Annotated in this window: 10 protein-coding genes; all 10 read left to right on the forward strand. The window is 39.1% G+C overall.

Going from position 1 to position 19,080, the window contains the following annotated elements; translation table 11 throughout:
• Positions 1–5 precede the first annotated feature (5 nt).
• The gene (locus IPM92_10495) at positions 6–2,591 is read left to right on the forward strand and encodes a tetratricopeptide repeat protein (GenBank protein ID MBK9108770.1); all 2,586 of its coding nucleotides are present in this window, start codon (positions 6–8) and stop codon (positions 2,589–2,591) included.
• Positions 2,592–2,598: 7 nt separating this feature from the next.
• Complete coding sequence (locus IPM92_10500; GenBank protein MBK9108771.1) at positions 2,599–2,829, forward strand: hypothetical protein; 231 nt, start codon at positions 2,599–2,601, stop codon at positions 2,827–2,829.
• Entirely contained in the window at positions 2,786–5,245 is a 2,460-nt protein-coding gene (locus tag IPM92_10505) for a tetratricopeptide repeat protein (GenBank protein ID MBK9108772.1), read from the forward strand. The genes IPM92_10500 and IPM92_10505 overlap by 44 nt, the downstream gene beginning before the upstream one ends.
• The gene (locus IPM92_10510; protein MBK9108773.1) at positions 5,197–6,474 is read left to right on the forward strand and encodes an ATP-binding protein; all 1,278 of its coding nucleotides are present in this window, start codon (positions 5,197–5,199) and stop codon (positions 6,472–6,474) included. The genes IPM92_10505 and IPM92_10510 overlap by 49 nt, the downstream gene beginning before the upstream one ends.
• Positions 6,471–8,894: a tetratricopeptide repeat protein gene (locus IPM92_10515; GenBank protein MBK9108774.1), complete on the forward strand. Its 2,424-nt coding sequence runs from the start codon at positions 6,471–6,473 to the stop codon at positions 8,892–8,894. Before IPM92_10510 ends, IPM92_10515 begins: the two co-directional genes overlap by 4 nt.
• Before the next feature lie 64 nt (positions 8,895–8,958).
• Positions 8,959–11,097: a caspase family protein gene (locus IPM92_10520; protein MBK9108775.1), complete on the forward strand. Its 2,139-nt coding sequence runs from the start codon at positions 8,959–8,961 to the stop codon at positions 11,095–11,097.
• Positions 11,098–11,106: 9 nt separating this feature from the next.
• Complete coding sequence (locus IPM92_10525) at positions 11,107–13,674, forward strand: caspase family protein (GenBank protein ID MBK9108776.1); 2,568 nt, start codon at positions 11,107–11,109, stop codon at positions 13,672–13,674.
• Positions 13,675–13,681: 7 nt separating this feature from the next.
• Positions 13,682–16,585 (forward strand): caspase family protein, encoded by a 2,904-nt coding sequence (locus IPM92_10530; protein MBK9108777.1) that lies wholly within the window; start codon positions 13,682–13,684, stop codon positions 16,583–16,585.
• A gap of 5 nt (positions 16,586–16,590) precedes the next feature.
• On the forward strand, positions 16,591–17,937 hold the full coding sequence (locus IPM92_10535) for a caspase family protein (GenBank protein ID MBK9108778.1): 1,347 nt from the start codon (positions 16,591–16,593) through the stop codon (positions 17,935–17,937).
• Positions 17,903–19,006, forward strand: coding sequence for a tetratricopeptide repeat protein (locus IPM92_10540; protein ID MBK9108779.1), 1,104 nt, complete (start codon positions 17,903–17,905; stop codon positions 19,004–19,006). Before IPM92_10535 ends, IPM92_10540 begins: the two co-directional genes overlap by 35 nt.
• Positions 19,007–19,080: the final 74 nt, after the last annotated feature.

Consider the following 19,080-nt stretch of genomic DNA (forward strand, 5'->3'; position numbering starts at 1 on the left):
TCACTATGAAATTATACTTAATCCTCATATCAATACTAACAAACGTTAGTTTGTATTCTCAATCAAAGGGCGTATCCCAACTGCAAACTGTAAACTCAAAACTGCCGGCTACTTCCACCTACGCCGTCGTCATCGGCATTTCTGACTACCAGGACGGCGGAATTCCTGACTTGCGTTTTGCGGATAAAGACGCCGAAGCCTTTGCAAATTATCTCCGGTCAAGTGCAGGAGGCAAACTCGACAAGGACCATTTAAAAGTATTGATCAACCAGCAAGCTACCATGGCACAATTTGCAAATGCTCTGGACTGGTTGTGGGAAATCTGCAAGGAAGGTGATCAGGCCATCATTTATTTTTCGGGACACGGCGATGTCGAGAAAAAAAGTTTGACGCAACCTGGATTTCTGTTGTGTTGGGATGCACCGGCACGGGTTTATATGGCAGGAGGCGCATTTGCATTGCCGATGTTGCAGGAAGTGGTGTCTACCCTTTCCACTCAAAACAAGGCGATGGTGATTGTCATTACAGATGCTTGTCACTCCGGGAAATTGGCGGGAAGTGAAATTTATGGTGCGCAACTCACAGGCCAAAACCTCGCCAGACAATATGCCAATGAAATTAAAATGCTTTCTTGCCAACCTAATGAATATAGCATCGAAGGTGAACAATGGGGTGGCGGACGAGGTGCATTTTCGTATAATCTCATAGATGGTTTGTATGGACTTGCGGATGGAAACAAAGACCTGTTCGTAAGCCTACAGGAATTGAGTCGTTATCTTGAGGATCATGTCACGACGGAAGTGGCACCGATGGTGCAGGTACCCATGATTATTGGAAATCGGATAACCCGATTGTCCAGTGTTGATACAAAATTTCTTGAAAATTTAAGTTCAGGAAAAATAAACCAGACACAGATTTTTTCACCCGTGGATAGTCGGGGCATGGAGGATGAGATTTTGGCCGACATGGATACGACCATTCAGGAACTCTATCAACTGTTCAAAATAGCTTTACAAGACAAGCGTTTACTTTTACCTTTAAATGCATGTGCAAACACTTATTATGATAAGTTGATTGGAGAGTCTAAGCTTCAGCGGCTACACTCTTCCATGACGCGAAACTTTGCGGCTGCTTTGCAAGACGATGCCCAACAAACCATGAATCGATGGTTAAGTATCGATATTCATCAAACTGTTCAAAGTGGGTCAAAAAATAAAAGTGAAAATATCCCCATCAAAGTATTTTCAGATCGAGTTAAATCTTACCCAAGCTGCTTAGAAAGGGCTGCTGTATTATTGGGTCAAGATCATTATTTATATACTACCTTGATGGCTCGCAAATATTTTTTCGAAGGGTTTTTATTAGCGAATGGCAATCGGAATCCGAGTAAGGAAATCGGCGAAAAGGCAATTGAGAAATTTCAACAATCCCTTCAATGGCAAGCTGAACATCCAGCAGTTTTTTGGCAGATGAGTCAGATTTATGGTTATCAGCTGCTTTTACCTGATTCCATGGAACTCTTTGCAAAAAAGGCAATGGAAGTTTATCCTCGTTGGATTGTACCTTATACCACTCTTGCTTTTAATTTTTCTCAGAAATATAAGTTTTTCGAAAAAGCTAAATTGTATTTAGATCAAGCCATGAATCTAGATTCAAGCTCTGATAAGGTATGGATTGGCCTGGGGGTTTATCATATTTGGAAAAAGGAATACAAGAAAGCAGAAGATGCTTTTATTAAATCAATTCAACTTGACTCTACGGTTTCAGATGCCTACAATAATCTGGGTTTAGTTTACATTAACATGGGTAAATACGATTTAGCAGAGAAAAATTTGCAAAAATCAATTCAATTGGATTCAACCAATTCACTGCAATACAACACGCTTGGATTTCTCTACAATAACATCCGAAGGTATCCAGAGGCAGAGCAAGTATTGTTAAAAGCCATACAGTTAAATTCCAATTATATAGAAGCGCAGGTAAATTTAGGCGTTACCTATTATTTATCAGGTCGGAATCAAGAAGCTGAGAAGGTATTTCTAGAGGTCATTCAACTCGATTCGACTTCAGTTCAGGCTTTAGGCAATTTAGGCAATATTTATAGAAAGCGGAGCAACTATCCCGATGCAGAAAAATATTTGCGGAAAGCCATACAAATCGATTCAAACTTTTTTCAGGCAAGCGCAAATTTGGGACTGGTATATCATAAACTCAGACAATGGAAAGAGGCTTCTCCTTTCATGCAAAAAGCTGTAAAAGCACTGCCTAAAAACGAGTTGCTTCAAGCTGTTCTGGGTGATGTATATGCGCACCTGGACTTGGATATAGACAAGGCGCAATCCTGTTTCGAAAAAGCGATTGAACTGGATCCTGAATACCCGGATACTTATAGATACTATGCAAATTTATCGTTAAGAAAAAATCAAACGGAAGCTGCATGGACTTACCTTGAAAAAGGACTGGAAAAGGGAGTGGGCGAAGACCAGTTTGCATTTGAGGACTTACAGGCCGATCCTGACTTTGAAGTAATGCGAAAAGATCTTAAATGGAAAACCCTAATGCAAAAATATTTCCCCGACAAAATGAAATAAGATGCTTATGAAATCATATTTGATTTTTTTATCGATACTAACAAACGTTTGTTTGTATTCCCAATCTAAAGGAGTAACGGAAAGTACTCCCTCTCCGCAGAGTGGAGAGGGTCGGGGTGAGGTCTACGCGGTCGTCGTCGGCATCTCCGACTACCAGGACAAAGACATTCCCGACCTGCGTTTTGCAGATAAAGATGCTGAAGCTTTGCAAATTTTTAAGATCCAATGCAGGCGGTAAATTGGATGGAGATCATTTAAAAGTTTTATTGAATAAAGATGCAACGGCTGCACAATTTGCAATTGCACTGGATTGGCTATGGGAGGTGGTTAAGGAAGGAGATCAGGTCATTATTTATTTTTCAGGTCATGGAGATGTGGAGAAAAAGAGCCTGACCCAGCCGGGGTATTTACTTTGCTGGGATGCACCATCGCGTGTTTATCTTGCGGGGCGTGCCTTGGCGCTACCCATGTTTCAGGATGTAATTTCTACGCTATCTGTACAGAATAAAGCAAAAGTGATCGTCATCACGGATGCTTGCCGTAGCGGAAAACTAGCAGGAAGTACAGTTGGAGGATCACAGATCACCGGAGCTAATCTTGCAAAACAATATGCGAATGAGATTAAAATACTTTCCTGTCAGCCACATGAATACAGCATTGAAGGAGAGCAATGGGGCGGAGGCCGTGGGGCATTTTCTTATAATCTGGTGAATGCCCTATATGGTATGGCCGATCACAATAAGGATCTGATCGTCAATTTGCAGGAAACGGGAAGGTACTTAGAAGATCATGTCACGTCTGAAGTGGCACCGGTAAGCCAGGTGCCGATGGTTTTAGGCAATCGATCAGAGCAGCTTGCAAAGGTAGATGTAAGTCTGCTCGCTCTTATAAGATCAGGAAAGACAAATCAATTGGCCAGTATATCAACGATTGATTCCAGGGGAATGGAGGAAGATGTTTTAGCTAAGCTGGATACAAACATATTGGAAAAGTATAAATTATTCAAAAATGCAATGCTCAAAAAGCAATTATTAGAACCAGTTCATGCTAGTGCAGACCATTACTACACTGAATTGATAAAGCTTGCAGAATTGTCAAAATTGCATTCAACAATGACCCGCAATTTTGCCGCTGCTTTGCAGGATGATGCTCAACAGGCCATGAATATTTGGTTGAAAGCAGATGTAAAAGAATTGCAGTGCATCGGTAAAACTCTAAAACTTGAACCCATACCACGGCAATTGCAGCGGGCGGCAGAGCTGCTTGGCGAACAACACTATATGTATCGTTCCCTTCAAGCACGAACATTGCTATTCGAGGGCATAGTGCTGAGTAAGCGCAATAACAACCCCGATGAAAAGTTGGGTCGACAGTGCATCCAATTTTTTCGGGAGTCACTTGCAAAGGAACCTCAATCGCCATTGCCCTGGTCATCGATGAGCCGGGAATATGCGACCCACCTCCGAATAGTGGATTCAGCGTTTCTCTGTGCTTATGAAGCCCGTTTACTGGCCCCAAACTGGGTGTCTCCATATGTCAATCTAGCCAATTTATTCAGTTACCAAGCTAATTTCGATGCTGCTGAAACAGCCTTGCGCGAAGCAGCTAAAATGGATTCTTTGCACCCGCTCGTCATTAAAGAACGGGGTTTTTGGCACAGTAAGCAACATGGGGAGGAGCATAAAAAAGCAGCATTGACGCTCTTCGAAAATTATCAAAAAAGCGGAGGTGTTCTATATCCTTGTTGGCACGTAGACTACGCCAATGTTCTGGCTTCTTTTGGCAAGATGGATGCTGCAGAAGCTGAATTTCGAAAGGCCATTGAATTGGATTCAACCAATGCAAGCGCCTGGGCTAATTTCGGAAGCTTTTTATATTTCAACCTGCGCCTCAACGAATCGGAAAAAGTATTACGTAGGGCTGGTGATATGGATTCCACTATTTATGCAGTGTGGATGTTACTTGGTCAGGTTTACGGGCAACAGGGACGATTCGCAGAATCGGAATCGGTGATGTTGAAAGCCCTTCGCCTTGATTCTACGATTTATGGCATCTGGACCGCGCTCGGCATATTATACTACATTTCCGGTCGGCACGATGATGCAGAACGATATTTGAAAAAATCGCACGCACTTTACCCCTCAGATCCTTGGACCTTGAACTACCTCGGTGAGTTAGCGGCTAACAGAGGTCGTTGGGAAGAAGCCGGCATACAGTTTAAAAAATCCATTGGACTGGACTCGTCCTTTGTGCGGGGCTGGAACGGATGGGCGGGGGTGCTCGTGGCCACCAAACAATTTGCGGAAGCAGAACGCGCAGCATTGGTGGCCATCGCTTTGGATTCCACCTGGACGGAATCGCATCGTCATTTAGGCATGGCCTATTTTAAAACGGGTCGGCAAGCTCAGGCAAAAACGTACTTTGAAAAATCGCTAAAAATAGTCCCTGAATATTTCCCGGCGCAACTTGGTTTGACCTATATTCTTCTATCCGAAGGCAAAAATTCAGAGGCCCTTACCCAATTGGAACAAGCTATCGGCAAAGGTTGCACCTATGAGCAATTAAAACAGGATGAAGATTTGGGGATTTTGAGAAGCCTTCCTGAATGGAATGTCTTGATGCAAAAACACTTTCCCGAAAAAGTAAAAGAATAAACAATGACAATAAAAGCTATATTTACACCGTAAATCAAAAATTTAATTTTATAATTACGGCTAATAAACTATATTTACCACGTTTTGCAGAACCAGAAATTCTGCGACTCATCTCAACCAATCCTGCGATAGTAGTGGTCGGGCCCAGGCAGGTGGGCAAAACGGCATTGGTGAAGCACCTTGCCGCTCAGGTACCGGGGCAAGTAGTGTACTTCGACTTGGAAAATCCCGATGATTACAATAAGCTGAATAACCCAAGTCTGCTCTTCAATCCCCTGAAAGACCATACCGTCATTTTAGATGAAGTGCAGCGGGTTCCGACGCTCTTCCCGATTTTGCGCAGTCTGATCGATCAGCACCGGCAGCCAGGGCGTTTTATCTTGCTCGGCTCGGCATCGCCAGAGCTCATCCGGGACACTTCGGAGTCTTTGGCTGGTAGGGTGGCTTATTTCGAGTTACAGCCGTTTTCGATCCGCGAGTTGCCTGTTGAAATCGATTATCGCCAACATTGGCTTAGGGGTGGGTTTCCCGATTCGCTCCTTGCGGGTGACGATGTCCAAAGCCTTGAATGGCGTGAAAATTTCATTCGCAGTTATCTCGAACGCGACCTTCCTCTCCTGGGATTGCGAGCCGACCCAATGCTTATCCGCCGCTTATGGAGTATGATCGCACATCTCAATGGACAATTACTCAATCTTGCGACCTTATCCAAATCTCTTGATATAAGTTCCCCTACAGTTCGCCGTTATATTAATTTCCTGGAATCAGCATTCCTGATTCGTCAACTGCAACCTTGGTTTGCCAACACCAGAAAACGCCTGGTAAAAACGCCCAAAATTTATCTCCGGGACACGGGTTTACTGCACGCCCTTCTTCGCATTGAAAACAATTTACAGTTGCAAGGTCATCCTGCAGTCGGCGCATCCTGGGAGGCTTATATTGTGCAAGAAATCGCTTCGCGTTTGCCGGCCCGGGCGGATTTATTTTTTTACCGTACGCATGACGGAACAGAAGCTGATCTGGTTATTACCCGTAGTGGTGTTCCACATGTACTTTTAGAAATCAAATACTCCACAGCGCCTAAGCCTGGTAAAGGGTTTTTTATTGCCAAAAAAGACCTGGCCACAACTCGAAATTTCATCATTTGCCCGACACCGAATAGCTATCCCCTTGCAGAAGATGTGGATGTTTTGAGTTATCTTGAACTTGATAAAATTTTTGATGCATGAAATGCTTTCTCCTCTTCATTACCATACTAACAAACGTTAGTTTGTATTCTCAATCTAAAGGAGTAACGGAAAGTACTCCCTCTCCGCAGAGTGGAGAGGGCCGGGGTGAGGTCTACGCAGTTGTCATTGGCATCTCCGACTACCAGGATCCCGGCATCCCTGATCTTCGCTTCGCAGAAAAAGATGCGGAGGCTTTTGCAAATTATTTAAGATCGAGTGCTGGTGGTAATTTGGATCATGATCATTTAAAATTATTATTAAATAAGGAAGCAACAGTAGCACAATTTGCCATTGCATTGGATTGGTTGATGGAAGTAGTAAAAGAAAATGATCAGGTTATACTCTATTTTTCCGGACATGGCGATGTAGAAAAAAAGACCATTACGCAACCAGGTTATCTCTTATGTTGGGATGCACCTGCTAGAGTTTATTTGGCAGGCGGCGCATTAGCGCTTCCCATGTTTCAAGATATCATCACTACGCTTTCCTCGCAAAACAAAGCTAAAGTAGTTGTCATCACAGATGCCTGCCGATCTGGAAAATTAGCTGGCAGCAGTGTCGGTGGATCACAAATAACAGGAGCTAATCTTGCAAAGCAATATGCGAATGAAATTAAAATACTTTCATGCCAGCCAAATGAATATTCTATCGAAGGTGAACAATGGGGGGGTGGACGCGGAGTTTTTTCTTATCATCTGGTCAATGCTTTATATGGTATGGCAGATCACAACAATGATCAGCTGGTAAATCTGCATGAAGCAAGTAGATATCTGGAGGATCATGTAAGCAAGGAAGTAGCTCCGGTAAGTCAGATGCCGATGATTTTAGGAAACCGCATGGAGCTGTTAGCACATGTAGATGCTTCACTTTTGGCTTCGGTTAAATCTTCTAAGAGCCATCAACTGGCTTTATTATCATCGATTGAATCAAGAGGAATGGAGGAAGATATTTTATCTTCCGTAGATACCTCAATACGTCTGAATTATAAACTGTTTAATAAAGCACTCAAAGAAAAGAAATTTATTGAGCCGGAATCAAATTGTGCGGAATATTATTACCAACACTTGATGGCACATGCTGGTTTGAGTCGATTACATTCTACAATGACTCGCAATTATGCAGCCGCTTTACAGGATGATGCACAGCAAGTAATGAACATCATGCTCAAGTCAGGACTCACCGAACAAGTATTGAAAAACACCAGTTTTTCCAAGCTGTTCAAGTCTTATCCGGCCTATTTGGAAAGGGCCAGCGAACTATTGGGAAAAGGCCATTACATGTACCAAATTTTGCAAGCCCGGAAATATTACTTTGAAGGATTAATGAAAACCAGTAGGAAAGAAGCACGTACCCTATTCAGAAAAGCTTTGGAGCTTCAACCCGATATGCCACATGCTATGATACAATTGGTTCGTATGTCTGAAGGCAACCAATTGGATTCTGCTTTATATTATTTTGAAAAAGGGAAGAACCTGGTTCCTCAATGGGTGGAACCTTATTTGTCTATGAGTAAATTTTATGAATGGAGAACGAAACAAACTGATAAAGCGGAAGAAATCCTAATCCTTGCAGGAAAATTAGATTCCACTTCTGTATTGGTAAAATATAAAAAAGCAGATTTTTACTATACGCAAGGCAAATTTGAACTCGCAGAGCAGTTTTTTTTATCAGTTATTGAAAGCATTCAGGGAGATATTTGTTTCCCTTGTGCTTACCATAATTTGGGAAATGTATACTTTAATACCCAACGATATGATTTAGCTGAAATTCAATACCATAAAGCCATTCAGATAGACTCAACTTTTAGTCCGGCCTATTTCGGTTTAGGAAATGTATATCGCAGTACTCTTCGCTATAATTTAATGGAAAAGTGTTTAGAAAAAGCGATCCTGCTCGATTCGAATTCAGTTATAGTCAATAACTCTTTGGGAATTCTTTATCTGGATACACATCGTTACGATCTTGCAGTTGCTAAGCTTTTAAAGATAATTCAACTAGATTCGGGTTTTGTACATGCCTATTATAATTTAGGAAGAACGTATAAAATGTCCAAACGGGATGATCTTGCAGAAAAGTATTATAAAAAAACAATTGAACTCGACATAACTTATTGGGAAGCTTTTTTTGATTTAGGATACCTATACCTAAATTCAAAACGCCTGGTAGAAGCTGAACAAATGTTTTATAAAGTTTTAGAAATAGTTCCAAACGATTTTACAGCTTATTACAACCTGGCTTGTATTTCCGGTATACAGGGCAAGATCGATCAGGCCTATGAACATCTCGCACATACTTTAAAAATGGGTTATAAAGACTTTGATACGATGCATAATGATAAAGACCTTATTTTGTTGCGCCAGAGAACTCAACAATGGAATTCCTTGATGAAGAAATATTTTCCCGACAAAATGAAAAATTAATAATTTAAAGAGAATTTTATTTTAAAATAAAAATTTAATATTCTTTCACTTCAAAGAAAAAAAAATGAAAAATCGGATTTTAATTTTAATCATTTCATTTTTTATTCAAAGCCTTTCTGCTCAGCAAAAAGGCGTTTCCCCCATATCAACTAGCAACCAACAACAATCAACCCATAAGACCTTCGCATTAGTCGTCGGCATTTCCGATTATCAGGATGCAGCGATTCCGGATTTGAGATTTGCAGAACGGGATGCAAAAGCATTTGTGGAATTATTGAAATCATCGGGTTTGGGTAAGCTCGATGATGATCATCTCAAAGTATTATTGGGAAAAGAAGCAACCAATGCGCAATTTGCAGCCGCATTGGATTGGTTGATGGATGAAGCTAAAGAAGGTGATCAGGTGATTATTTATTTTTCAGGACACGGTGATGTGGAATCTAAAACCAGAAGCCAGCAAGGATTTTTGTTGACCTGGGATTCTCCATCAAGGACATATATCGCTGGTGCAATGACCATTTTCTGGATCAATGAAGTGATCTCAACATTATCTGCAGAACGTAAAGCAAAAGTGATATTGATCACCGATGCTTGCCGTTCCGGTAAACTCGCAGGCAATGACATCAACGGTACCCAATTAACCAGTTTAAATCTGGCAAAACAATACAACAATGAAATTAAAATACTTTCCTGTCAACCTACAGAGTACAGTATAGAAGGAGAACAATGGGGCGGTGGCCGTGGTGTGTTTAGTTATTATTTGGTAAACGGTTTATTTGGGTTTGCAGATAACAACAATGATCAGAAAATTACATTTTCTGAACTCGACAGATATCTCGAAGATCATGTACCTGTAGAAGTTTCTCCAATAAGTCAGGTTCCTTTATTGATAGGAAAAAAGACAGATACGATTGCTGTATATGATATGGTTTTGTTTACTTCCTTGAAATCAAAAAAAGAAGGTGAAGTGGTTGCTTTTTCAGCAATTGAATCCAGGGGAATTGAGGAAGAAACTTTGTCAAAGGTCGACAGCCTGGTTAAAGAAAATTATCTGAAATTTAAAAGGGCATTAAAAGAGAAAAATTTTCTGGATCCTCCTGGTAATAATGCGGATGAATTGTACAATGCTTTAATTGTTGAAGCTGGATTGAAGCCTATACAAAATCACATGAAAAGAAATTATGCTGCAGCACTTCAGGATGAGGCGCAACAGTTTTTAAATACGGCAATGGTTTCAGATGAAAATAATTTGAACATCCGTGTTTTTCTCGACAGAAGTTTATACGCAAAGTACGCCAGTTATTTTCATCGTGCTTCGGAATTGTTGGGCCCCAATCATTACATGTATAAAAACCTCAAGGCTAAAGAATATTTTTTTAATGGAGGTGTGGCGTATTTAAAAAGTCCTTTCATCGCAAAAGATACTGTAGTTGGAAATGAAGCCTTAAAATGGGCAAGACGATCATTAGAAATGGAACCCGATATGGCAATGACTTATATTTTGATGAGTCAAATTTTTCTTTGCAATTTTATGAATGAAGACAGTGCCCGTGTATTTGCTGACAGAGGAATTTCTTTGGCTCCTAAAAAGCCGATTATTTATTCATCGCTGGCTGAAATGTTACTTTGGTCCGAACAACCTAAAAAAGCAAAATACTATGTTGATAAAGCCTGGGCTATTGATTCGAATTCCATTCGCTCTTTGAATGTCAAAGCAAAAATGTTGTCACTGACTGGAAATACCGGAGAAGCAGAACGCTTGTTTTTAAAAACTATTCAACTCAATCCGCAGTTTTCATCTTCTTATGCAAACCTGGGTGAAATGTATCTGCGAAGTTTTAGATTATTGGATGCTGAGAAACAATTTTTTATTGCAATTGAAAAAGATTCCTTTGATGTTATAGCCTGGAAACTTTTAGGCTACCTGAATCTAATTAAAAATAAATTGAAAGATGCTGACCATATATTCACAAAAGCATACCAGATCGATAGGGAGCAAGTATTCTATGTTGATTTTGATTTTGCCTGTTTGTATAGTTTATCCGGAAAAGAAGATTTAGCATTCTCTTCGCTGGAAAAAGCATTGCAAAATAAATTTAGTGACTATTCTAGATTGAATTCCATTCCTTTTCTCCATAATCTCAGGATGCAAAAAGAAAGGTGGGATGCGTTGATGAATAAATATTTCCCCGACAAAATGTAATAAATTATAATGAAACCATACTTTCTAATTTTATTTATACTAACAAACGTTTGTTCGTATTCCCAAACCAAAGGAGCCTCACCCCAACCCTCTCCGCAAAGTGGAGAGGGCCGGGGTGAGGTCTACGCGGTCGTCGTCGGCATCTCCGACTACCAGGATCCCGCCATCCCCGACCTGCGTTTTGCAGATAAAGACGCCGAAGCTTTTGCAAATTATCTCAGATCAAGCGCCGGAGGTAAACTCGACAACGATCATCTAAAAGTACTGATCAATTCGAATGCCACCATGGCCCAATTTGCCAATGCATTGGATTGGTTGTGGGAAGTTTGCAAAGAAGGAGATCAGGCCATCATTTATTTTTCGGGCCATGGTGATGTGGAGAAAAAGAGTTTGACGCAACCCGGATTTTTATTATGTTGGGATGCACCGGCACGAGTGTATATGGCCGGTGGTGCCTTTGCATTGCCGATGTTGCAAGAAGTAGTATCTACATTATCAATACAAAATAAAGCAAAAGTGATTGTCATTACCGATGCTTGTCGTTCGGGTACTTTGGCAGGAAGTTCGGTTGGAGGATCACAAGCTACGGCTGCGAATCTTGCCAAGCAATTTGGAAATGAAATTAAGATCATGTCATGTCAGCCGAATGAATACAGCATCGAAGGCGAGCAATGGGGTGGTGGACGTGGTGCCTTTTCGTATCATCTTCTCGATGCACTTTATGGAATGGCCGATAACAACAATGATTTATGGGTGACCTTACAAGAAGTAGGAAGATATCTGGAAGACCATGTAACCAATGAGGTGGCGCCGGTGAGTCAGGTTCCCATGGTCGTTGGAAATCGAAGCGAACAATTAACAAGTGTTGATGTCAATCTGTTATCATCCATTAAATCCGGGAAAACCAATCAAACGATTTTGTTGAGCGCTATAGATTCAAGAGGAATTGAAGAAGATATATTATCAAAATTGGATTCAAGTACCAAGAAGATGTATACTCAATTTAAAAATACACTCAAACAGAAAATATTTTTAGAACCAGAAGGTGCATGTGCTGAATCGTATTATCAACAATTAATCAATAAATCTGAATTAGAACGTTTGCATTCTACGATGAAACGTAATTATGCCGCTGCATTGCAAGAAGAGGCACAGCAGGCCATCAATTTATTATTAATGTCCGACATTAATGAGAATCTTTTTTCCAATTCGAAAATGAAGGGCTTGACTAATGCAACTTATACAAAATATTTGGAAAGAGCTTCGGATCTATTAGGGCCACAACATTATATGTTTAAATCATTGAAAGCACGAAAGGCTTATTTTGAAGCTGTTGCCCTCGGCCATTTCAATACCAGCCCAGGTAACATTGGTATTTCGGATAGAAAAGTAGTGTTAGATATCTTAAACCATTATCGTGAGGCGCTTAGTTGGCAGAGTGATTTATCTTTTGTGTATTTGAGATTAGGAGGTTTATATGCATTTTCACTTAATCAATTGGATTCAGCGGAGTATTATTTGAATTTAGCGATGAAAACAACTCCTTCCTGGATTGTACCTTATATAATCCTTCATAAAATTTATACAGCCAGGAAATTAGAAAAAGCAAGAGAACCACTTGAAAAAGCCAACAGGATTGATTCAAATGCAACTTATTTGTTGTACAGCTGGGGAACGTATTATGTTCTGAATCAAAAACCAGATTCTGCTATAATGAAATTTCTGAAAATATTGGAACGTGATGATGTGAAGCTATGCAGGTCTTGTATTCACATTGCATTGGGAATTTCTTATTACTATTTAGGGAAATTTGTGGAATCCGAAAAACATTATCTCAATGCCTTGAAGATTGATTCGACTTCAGATCCGGCAGTGATAAATCTAACTTCACTCTATTTGAACCAAGGAAGATTAGACGAATCAGAATCAATGGGAAAAAAATGGATTACCAGATATCCAAAAGATCCGGAAGCCTATAGATTTATGGCTATGATCTATATAGAATCAAATCGTTTGGAAACGGCAGATTCCTTGTGTCGCATAGCTCTTCAACTTGATTCGCTTGATCAATATACTTATAGAACTTTGGCTCAAGTATATTTAAGCGCAAATCGGATTCGTGAAGCAGAAGCTATTTTAATAACGGGTATTCGCAAGGACCCGAATGCGTTTGAATTAATGATTAACTTGGGAAGAGTTTATGCATTTACACAGCGAATTGAAGAAGCAACGCAACAGTTTAATAAAGCAATTGAAGTTGCCCCAAATGATGCAGAAACTCATTATCAATTGGGAGTTGTTTACAATCAATTAAAACGATATGAAGAGTCAGTGAAAGCAAACCGATTAGCAATTCAATTGAATCCTGAATTTTCAATGGCTTATTATAATTTAGCATGTGGACTTAGTATGCTCAGTAAAACAGAGGAAGCATTTACTCAACTAGAATTAGCAATCCAAAAAGGATTTAATAATCTTGACACTATAGAACAGGATAGCGATTTACAAAATTTGAAATTGCAAAAAGAAAAGTGGAATAAATTGTTGAAAAAATATTTTCCTGACAAGATGAAATAGGATATTTATGAAAATAAACTTTATGTTTTTTTTAGTATTGACGAGTATTAGTTTGTTGGCACAAAATAAAGGAGCATCGCTATTATCAACAGCCAGCAGTCAACAGTCAGGAGTCAATACTAAGACATATGCAGTTGTAATTGGCATCTCCGATTATCAGGATGCGGGCATTCCTGATTTGCGCTTTGCCGACAAAGATGCGGAAGCCTTTGCAAATTATCTTCGATCTGAAGCTGGAGGAAAGCTGGATGGCGATCATTTAAAAGTACTGATCAATTCGAAAGCCACTATGGCCCAATTTGCCAATGCATTGGATTGGTTGTGGGAAGTTTGCAAAGAAGGAGATCAGGCCATCATTTATTTTTCGGGCCATGGTGATGTGGAGAAAAAGAGTTTGACGCAACCCGGATTTTTATTATGTTGGGATGCACCGGCACGAGTGTATATGGCCGGTGGTGCCTTTGCATTGCCGATGTTGCAGGAAGTAGTATCTACATTATCAATACAAAATAAAGCAAAAGTGATTGTCATTACCGATGCTTGTCGTTCGGGTACTTTGGCAGGAAGTTCGGTTGGAGGATCACAAGCTACGGCTGCGAATCTTGCCAAGCAATTTGGAAATGAAATTAAGATCATGTCATGCCAGCCGAATGAATACAGTATTGAAGGCGAGCAATGGGGCGGCGGGCGAGGTGCCTTTTCGTATCACCTTCTCGATGCACTTTATGGAATGGCCGATAACAATAATGATTTATGGGTGACCTTACAAGAAGTAGGAAGATATCTGGAAGACCATGTAACCAATGAGGTGGCGCCGGTGAGTCAGGTTCCCATGGTCGTTGGAAATCGGAATGAGCGATTGGCTAGTGTGGATGAAAGTCTATTATCAGCATTTAAGTCCGGCAAAAAAAATCAGACGATGTTGATGAGTGCAATCGAATCGAAAGGAATTGAAGAAATGGTTTTATCAAAAGTAGATACAGGAATTCGAAGAATTCATGAATTGTTTAATAATGCACTTAAGCTAAAAGTTTTTTTGGAACCTGAGAATGCATGCGCAAATGCTTATTATGAAATACTAATAAAAGAACCTGGGTTGGCGAGGTTGCATTCGGCAATGAAACGCAATTTTGCCGCGGCATTGCAAGATGATATTCAGCAGGTATTAAAAAAGTGGTTGAATACGGATTTAAAAGAACTTTCTTTATCAAAATTTAGTGCATTTTCAAAATATAAAATATTTCCTCGATATCTTGAACGGACTGCAGAATTATTGGGCGTGGACCATTATATGTACAATATATTAATGTCCCGTAAATTATTTTTCGAAGGATACCTGATGCATCTAAATCTGATCGATATTAAAGTCCATGATCTCGAATTAGGAAATAAGGTCTTAGAAAAGTATAGAAAGGCTTTAATGATTCATCCCGAGTCTTCCCATATATATTATTTCATGGAAGTATTACACTTTAATCAATTTAATCAAACGGATTCAGCAGAATATTATGCAAAGCGGGCTGTAGAACATACACCAAATTGGTTCTTACCATATTCAACGCTGGGTGGTATGTACGCCCAAAATATAATTATAAATAATAGAATAACAGGGGAACTCGAAAAGGCAAGAGAATTTTTAGAATTAGCGGAATCCCTTGATTCTGTTTTAGCAAGATCGGATGTTATTCATTTAAATAATTATTCAAGTTATTATCTTGCAGCAGGAAAAATGGATATGGCTCGCGAACTAATCATCAAAGCTATGCAACTGTATTCAAGTGCAAATTCCATGTCTTACAATAGCCTTGGTAATATTTGTCTTTTAAGTAAGCAGTATTTGGATGCAGAGAAATATTATTTAAAAGCGATTGAATTGGATTCAACATTTGTTTCAAATTATTACAATCTTGGCATTGTTTATTCTGAAAGTGGAAGACTGATCGAATCGGAAATGCAATATAAAAAGTCAATCGATCTTGATTCGAATTACATAAATGCTTATTTTAATCTGGGTATAATTTATAAAAAAGCCAGGCGGTTTTCTGAAGCGAAGGAGTTATTTAGGAAATGTTTTATACTCGATTCGACAGATTTGTTATCTATATTTGAATTGGGATCTATCAACATGATTTTGAAACAGCATTTTGAAGCAGAATCCCTCTTATTGAAATGTATTCAAAGAGACAGTACACTTGCTCCTGTTTATGGAAATTTGGGCATTGTGTATTTTCAAATGGGAGCATTTGAGAAGGCAGAGCAACAACTTAAAAAAGCGCTGTCCATTGATTCAACTTGGCAGAATTTATGGTTTTACCTTGGTAAGATTTATGATTCCCAAGGGAGGGAAGTCGAGTTTGAGTATACCCTTCATCAAGTATATTCATTGGATTCTGGTAAAACCCATACATTGAATTTGTTGGGCAAACATTATACAGATAAATTGAAATTCGATTTTGCTAAAACTTATTTATTAAAATCTGTGAAGTTGGATTCAATAAATCCATATACCTGGGATCTATTGGGGACATTGTATTACAGGCAGCTAATGAATGCAGAAGCAGAATATTGTTTTAAGAGAGCTATTAAGATTGATTCAAATTTCGTTAATTCCCTTTATAACCTTGCGGCACTTTATATGGATGTAAATACAGACCCAAACGCCGACATGTTATTAAAGAGAATTATTCATTTAGAACCAAAGCATGCTGAAGCTTTATTTCGACTTGCAATACTCAATGCTCGTAAAAAGCAATTCAACCAAACTTGGAAGTATCTTGATGACGCTTTGATAAATGGGTTCAATCGAATTGAAGATTTGGAGGCTGATTCTGATTTGGAATTGTTGAGATCAAAAAAATCAAAATGGGATTTGATGATGAAAAAATACTTTTTACAATACCCGAAAAATTAAAATAATTGAAAAGCATATTATTATTTGTTTTTATCCTAACAAACGTTTGTTTGTATTCCCAATCCAAAGGCGTATCACAACTGCAAACTGCCAGCTCAAAACTGCCAACTTCCACTTACGCGGTCGTCGTCGGCATCTCCGACTACCAGGATAATGCCATACCAGACCTACGCTTCGCACACAAAGACGCCGAAGCATTTGCTAATTATCTTAGGTCAAATGCGGGCGGAAATTTAGATGTTGATCATTTAAAAGTATTACTCAATGAAAACGCAACCGTTGCACAATTCGCTATTGCATTAGATTGGTTAATGGAAGTGGTCAAGGAAAATGACCAGGTCGTTTTATATTTTTCAGGTCATGGAGATGTAGAGAAGAAAACCATTACACAGCCGGGTTACTTATTGTGCTGGGATGCACCGGCAAGAGTCTATTTAGCAGGAGGTGCATTGGCGCTGCCCATGTTTCAGGATATTGTGACAACTTTATCTACTCAAAACAAGGCAAAAGTCATTGTGATTACAGATGCCTGTCGTTCCGGTAAATTGGCAGGAAGTAGTGTAGGCGGATCGCAAATAACAGGAACCAATCTTGCAAAGCAATATGGCAATGAAATAAAAATACTTTCCTGTCAACCGAATGAATACAGTATTGAAGGCGAGCAATGGGGCGGTGGTCGCGGTGCATTTTCATATCATCTTCTCGATGCCCTTTATGGTCTGGCAGATATTAACAATGATTTATGGGTCACCTTGCAGGAAGTGAGTAGATATCTTGAAGATCAGGTATCCAAAGAAGTTGCACCGGTGATTCAGGTACCCATGACGGTTGGTAATCGCAATGAAAGATTGACCATTGTGAATGAAAAGTTCGTATCTTCTATTAAGTCCGGCAAAACCAATCAAATGATGATGTTGTCGGCAATTGACTCCAGAGGTATTGAGGAAGATTTGCTTTCAAAATTGGATTCAAATACAATTAGAATTTACGCACTTTTTAAAAGTGCACTTCAACAAAAAATATTTTTAGTGCCTGAGCTAGCGTGTGCAGAATCGTATTATCAACAGCTGATATTGGAACCTAAATTAGAGCGATTGCATGCAACAATGAAACGAAATTATGCCGCGGCATTACAAGATGAAGCGCAACAAGTGATGAATACAATGCTCAAAAACGGATTTACTTCAGAAGTTACTTCCGGAATTTCGGTTTCCCAATTGTATAAAAATTATCCTGCCTATCTAGAGCGAGCATCAGAATTATTGGGAACTTCACATTATCTCCACTCAAGTTTACAAGCACGGAAGTATTTTTTTAATGGAAAAATTCAAAAATCAAAAAAAGCTATCTAAGGAAAATTATTTGTTAGCATTGCAAAAACAGCCTGACTTACCACAAGCCTATGTAGAATTGATTTTCACTTGTTTGCCAAATGAAGAAGATTCAGCGATAAATTATGCAAACAAAGCTGTGGCACTTGTTCCAAATTGGGTCGTTCCTTATATTAAACTTTCTCGATTTTATATGGGTGCGTTGAAAAATAAAGATAAAGCTGAAGAATTATTAAATCGTGCCGGCGCTATTGACACGAATTCTTTATTAGTTTGGTATCAAAGGGGAACGTTTTATTTTAATCAACGTGATTTTCAAAAGGCGGAATATTGGTTAAAAAAAGCAGTTGCTAGCGAAGATGAAGGAATTTGTTTTCCATGTGCATATAACCTTATGGGAAATGTCTACATTGAGACGAAGCAATTTGAAAAAGCCGAAGCACATTTCCTTAAAGCTATTCAATTAGATTCAAATTATTCAGGTGCCTTAAATCGTCTTGGCAAAATCTATTACCGTACTGGTAGATTTAATGAAGCTGAAATAATCTTTAATAGAGAACTTAAAGCTGCCCGAACTGAGCGTGATAAAGCCTCACCTTATACTGAATTGGGCAATCTTTATTGTGAATCTGATAGGATCAAAGAAGGGGCTGAGTATTATAAAAAATCTGCTGATTCTGATTCTACTTATGATGATCCAATATTTAATTTATTGAACTGCTACCCAAAAGGAATTACTTTAACGGAAGGAAATATCCTCTGTAAGAAGTTGCTAAATTTTGATTCATTAAATATCAGTAATATTGGAAACGTGGCATACTTTTATGCAAAATCTAATAATCCAAATCTAGCGGAATACTACGTTTATAAATTGAAATCGCTTGACAAGAGTAGTGAGTCTTTTTATAATTTGACCTGCATATTGACTATTATTGGTAAACCAGAAAAGGCTTTTGAAGCGCTAGAACAAGCTGCAATATTAGCATATGATTTTCATTGGATGCAAAGAGATCCAGATCTAGCACCATTAAGAGAATTGCCGAAGTGGAAAGAAATTATGAAAAAATATTATCCGGATCAAATGAAATAGTGTCGAAGAAATGACTATAGTATTTGTCATGCAAAAGAAATGAATCTTGAAATGTACTTTTATTAATAAATAAT

The sequence above is a fragment of the Saprospiraceae bacterium genome (assembly GCA_016719615.1).
In the GTDB taxonomy this organism is placed as follows: domain Bacteria; phylum Bacteroidota; class Bacteroidia; order Chitinophagales; family Saprospiraceae; genus Vicinibacter.

Bases quoted from the DNA above. Each gene is read 5' to 3' on its own strand.
- IPM92_10495 (MBK9108770.1), top strand. From the start codon at position 6: ATGAAATTATACTTAATCCTCATATCAATACTAACAAACGTTAGTTTG.
- IPM92_10500 (MBK9108771.1), top strand. From the start codon at position 2,599: ATGAAATCATATTTGATTTTTTTATCGATACTAACAAACGTTTGTTTG.
- IPM92_10505 (MBK9108772.1), top strand. From the start codon at position 2,786: ATGCTGAAGCTTTGCAAATTTTTAAGATCCAATGCAGGCGGTAAATTG.
- IPM92_10510 (MBK9108773.1), top strand. From the start codon at position 5,197: ATGGAATGTCTTGATGCAAAAACACTTTCCCGAAAAAGTAAAAGAATA.
- IPM92_10515 (MBK9108774.1), top strand. From the start codon at position 6,471: ATGAAATGCTTTCTCCTCTTCATTACCATACTAACAAACGTTAGTTTG.
- IPM92_10520 (MBK9108775.1), top strand. From the start codon at position 8,959: ATGAAAAATCGGATTTTAATTTTAATCATTTCATTTTTTATTCAAAGC.
- IPM92_10525 (MBK9108776.1), top strand. From the start codon at position 11,107: ATGAAACCATACTTTCTAATTTTATTTATACTAACAAACGTTTGTTCG.
- IPM92_10530 (MBK9108777.1), top strand. From the start codon at position 13,682: ATGAAAATAAACTTTATGTTTTTTTTAGTATTGACGAGTATTAGTTTG.
- IPM92_10540 (MBK9108779.1), top strand. From the start codon at position 17,903: ATGGAAAAATTCAAAAATCAAAAAAAGCTATCTAAGGAAAATTATTTG.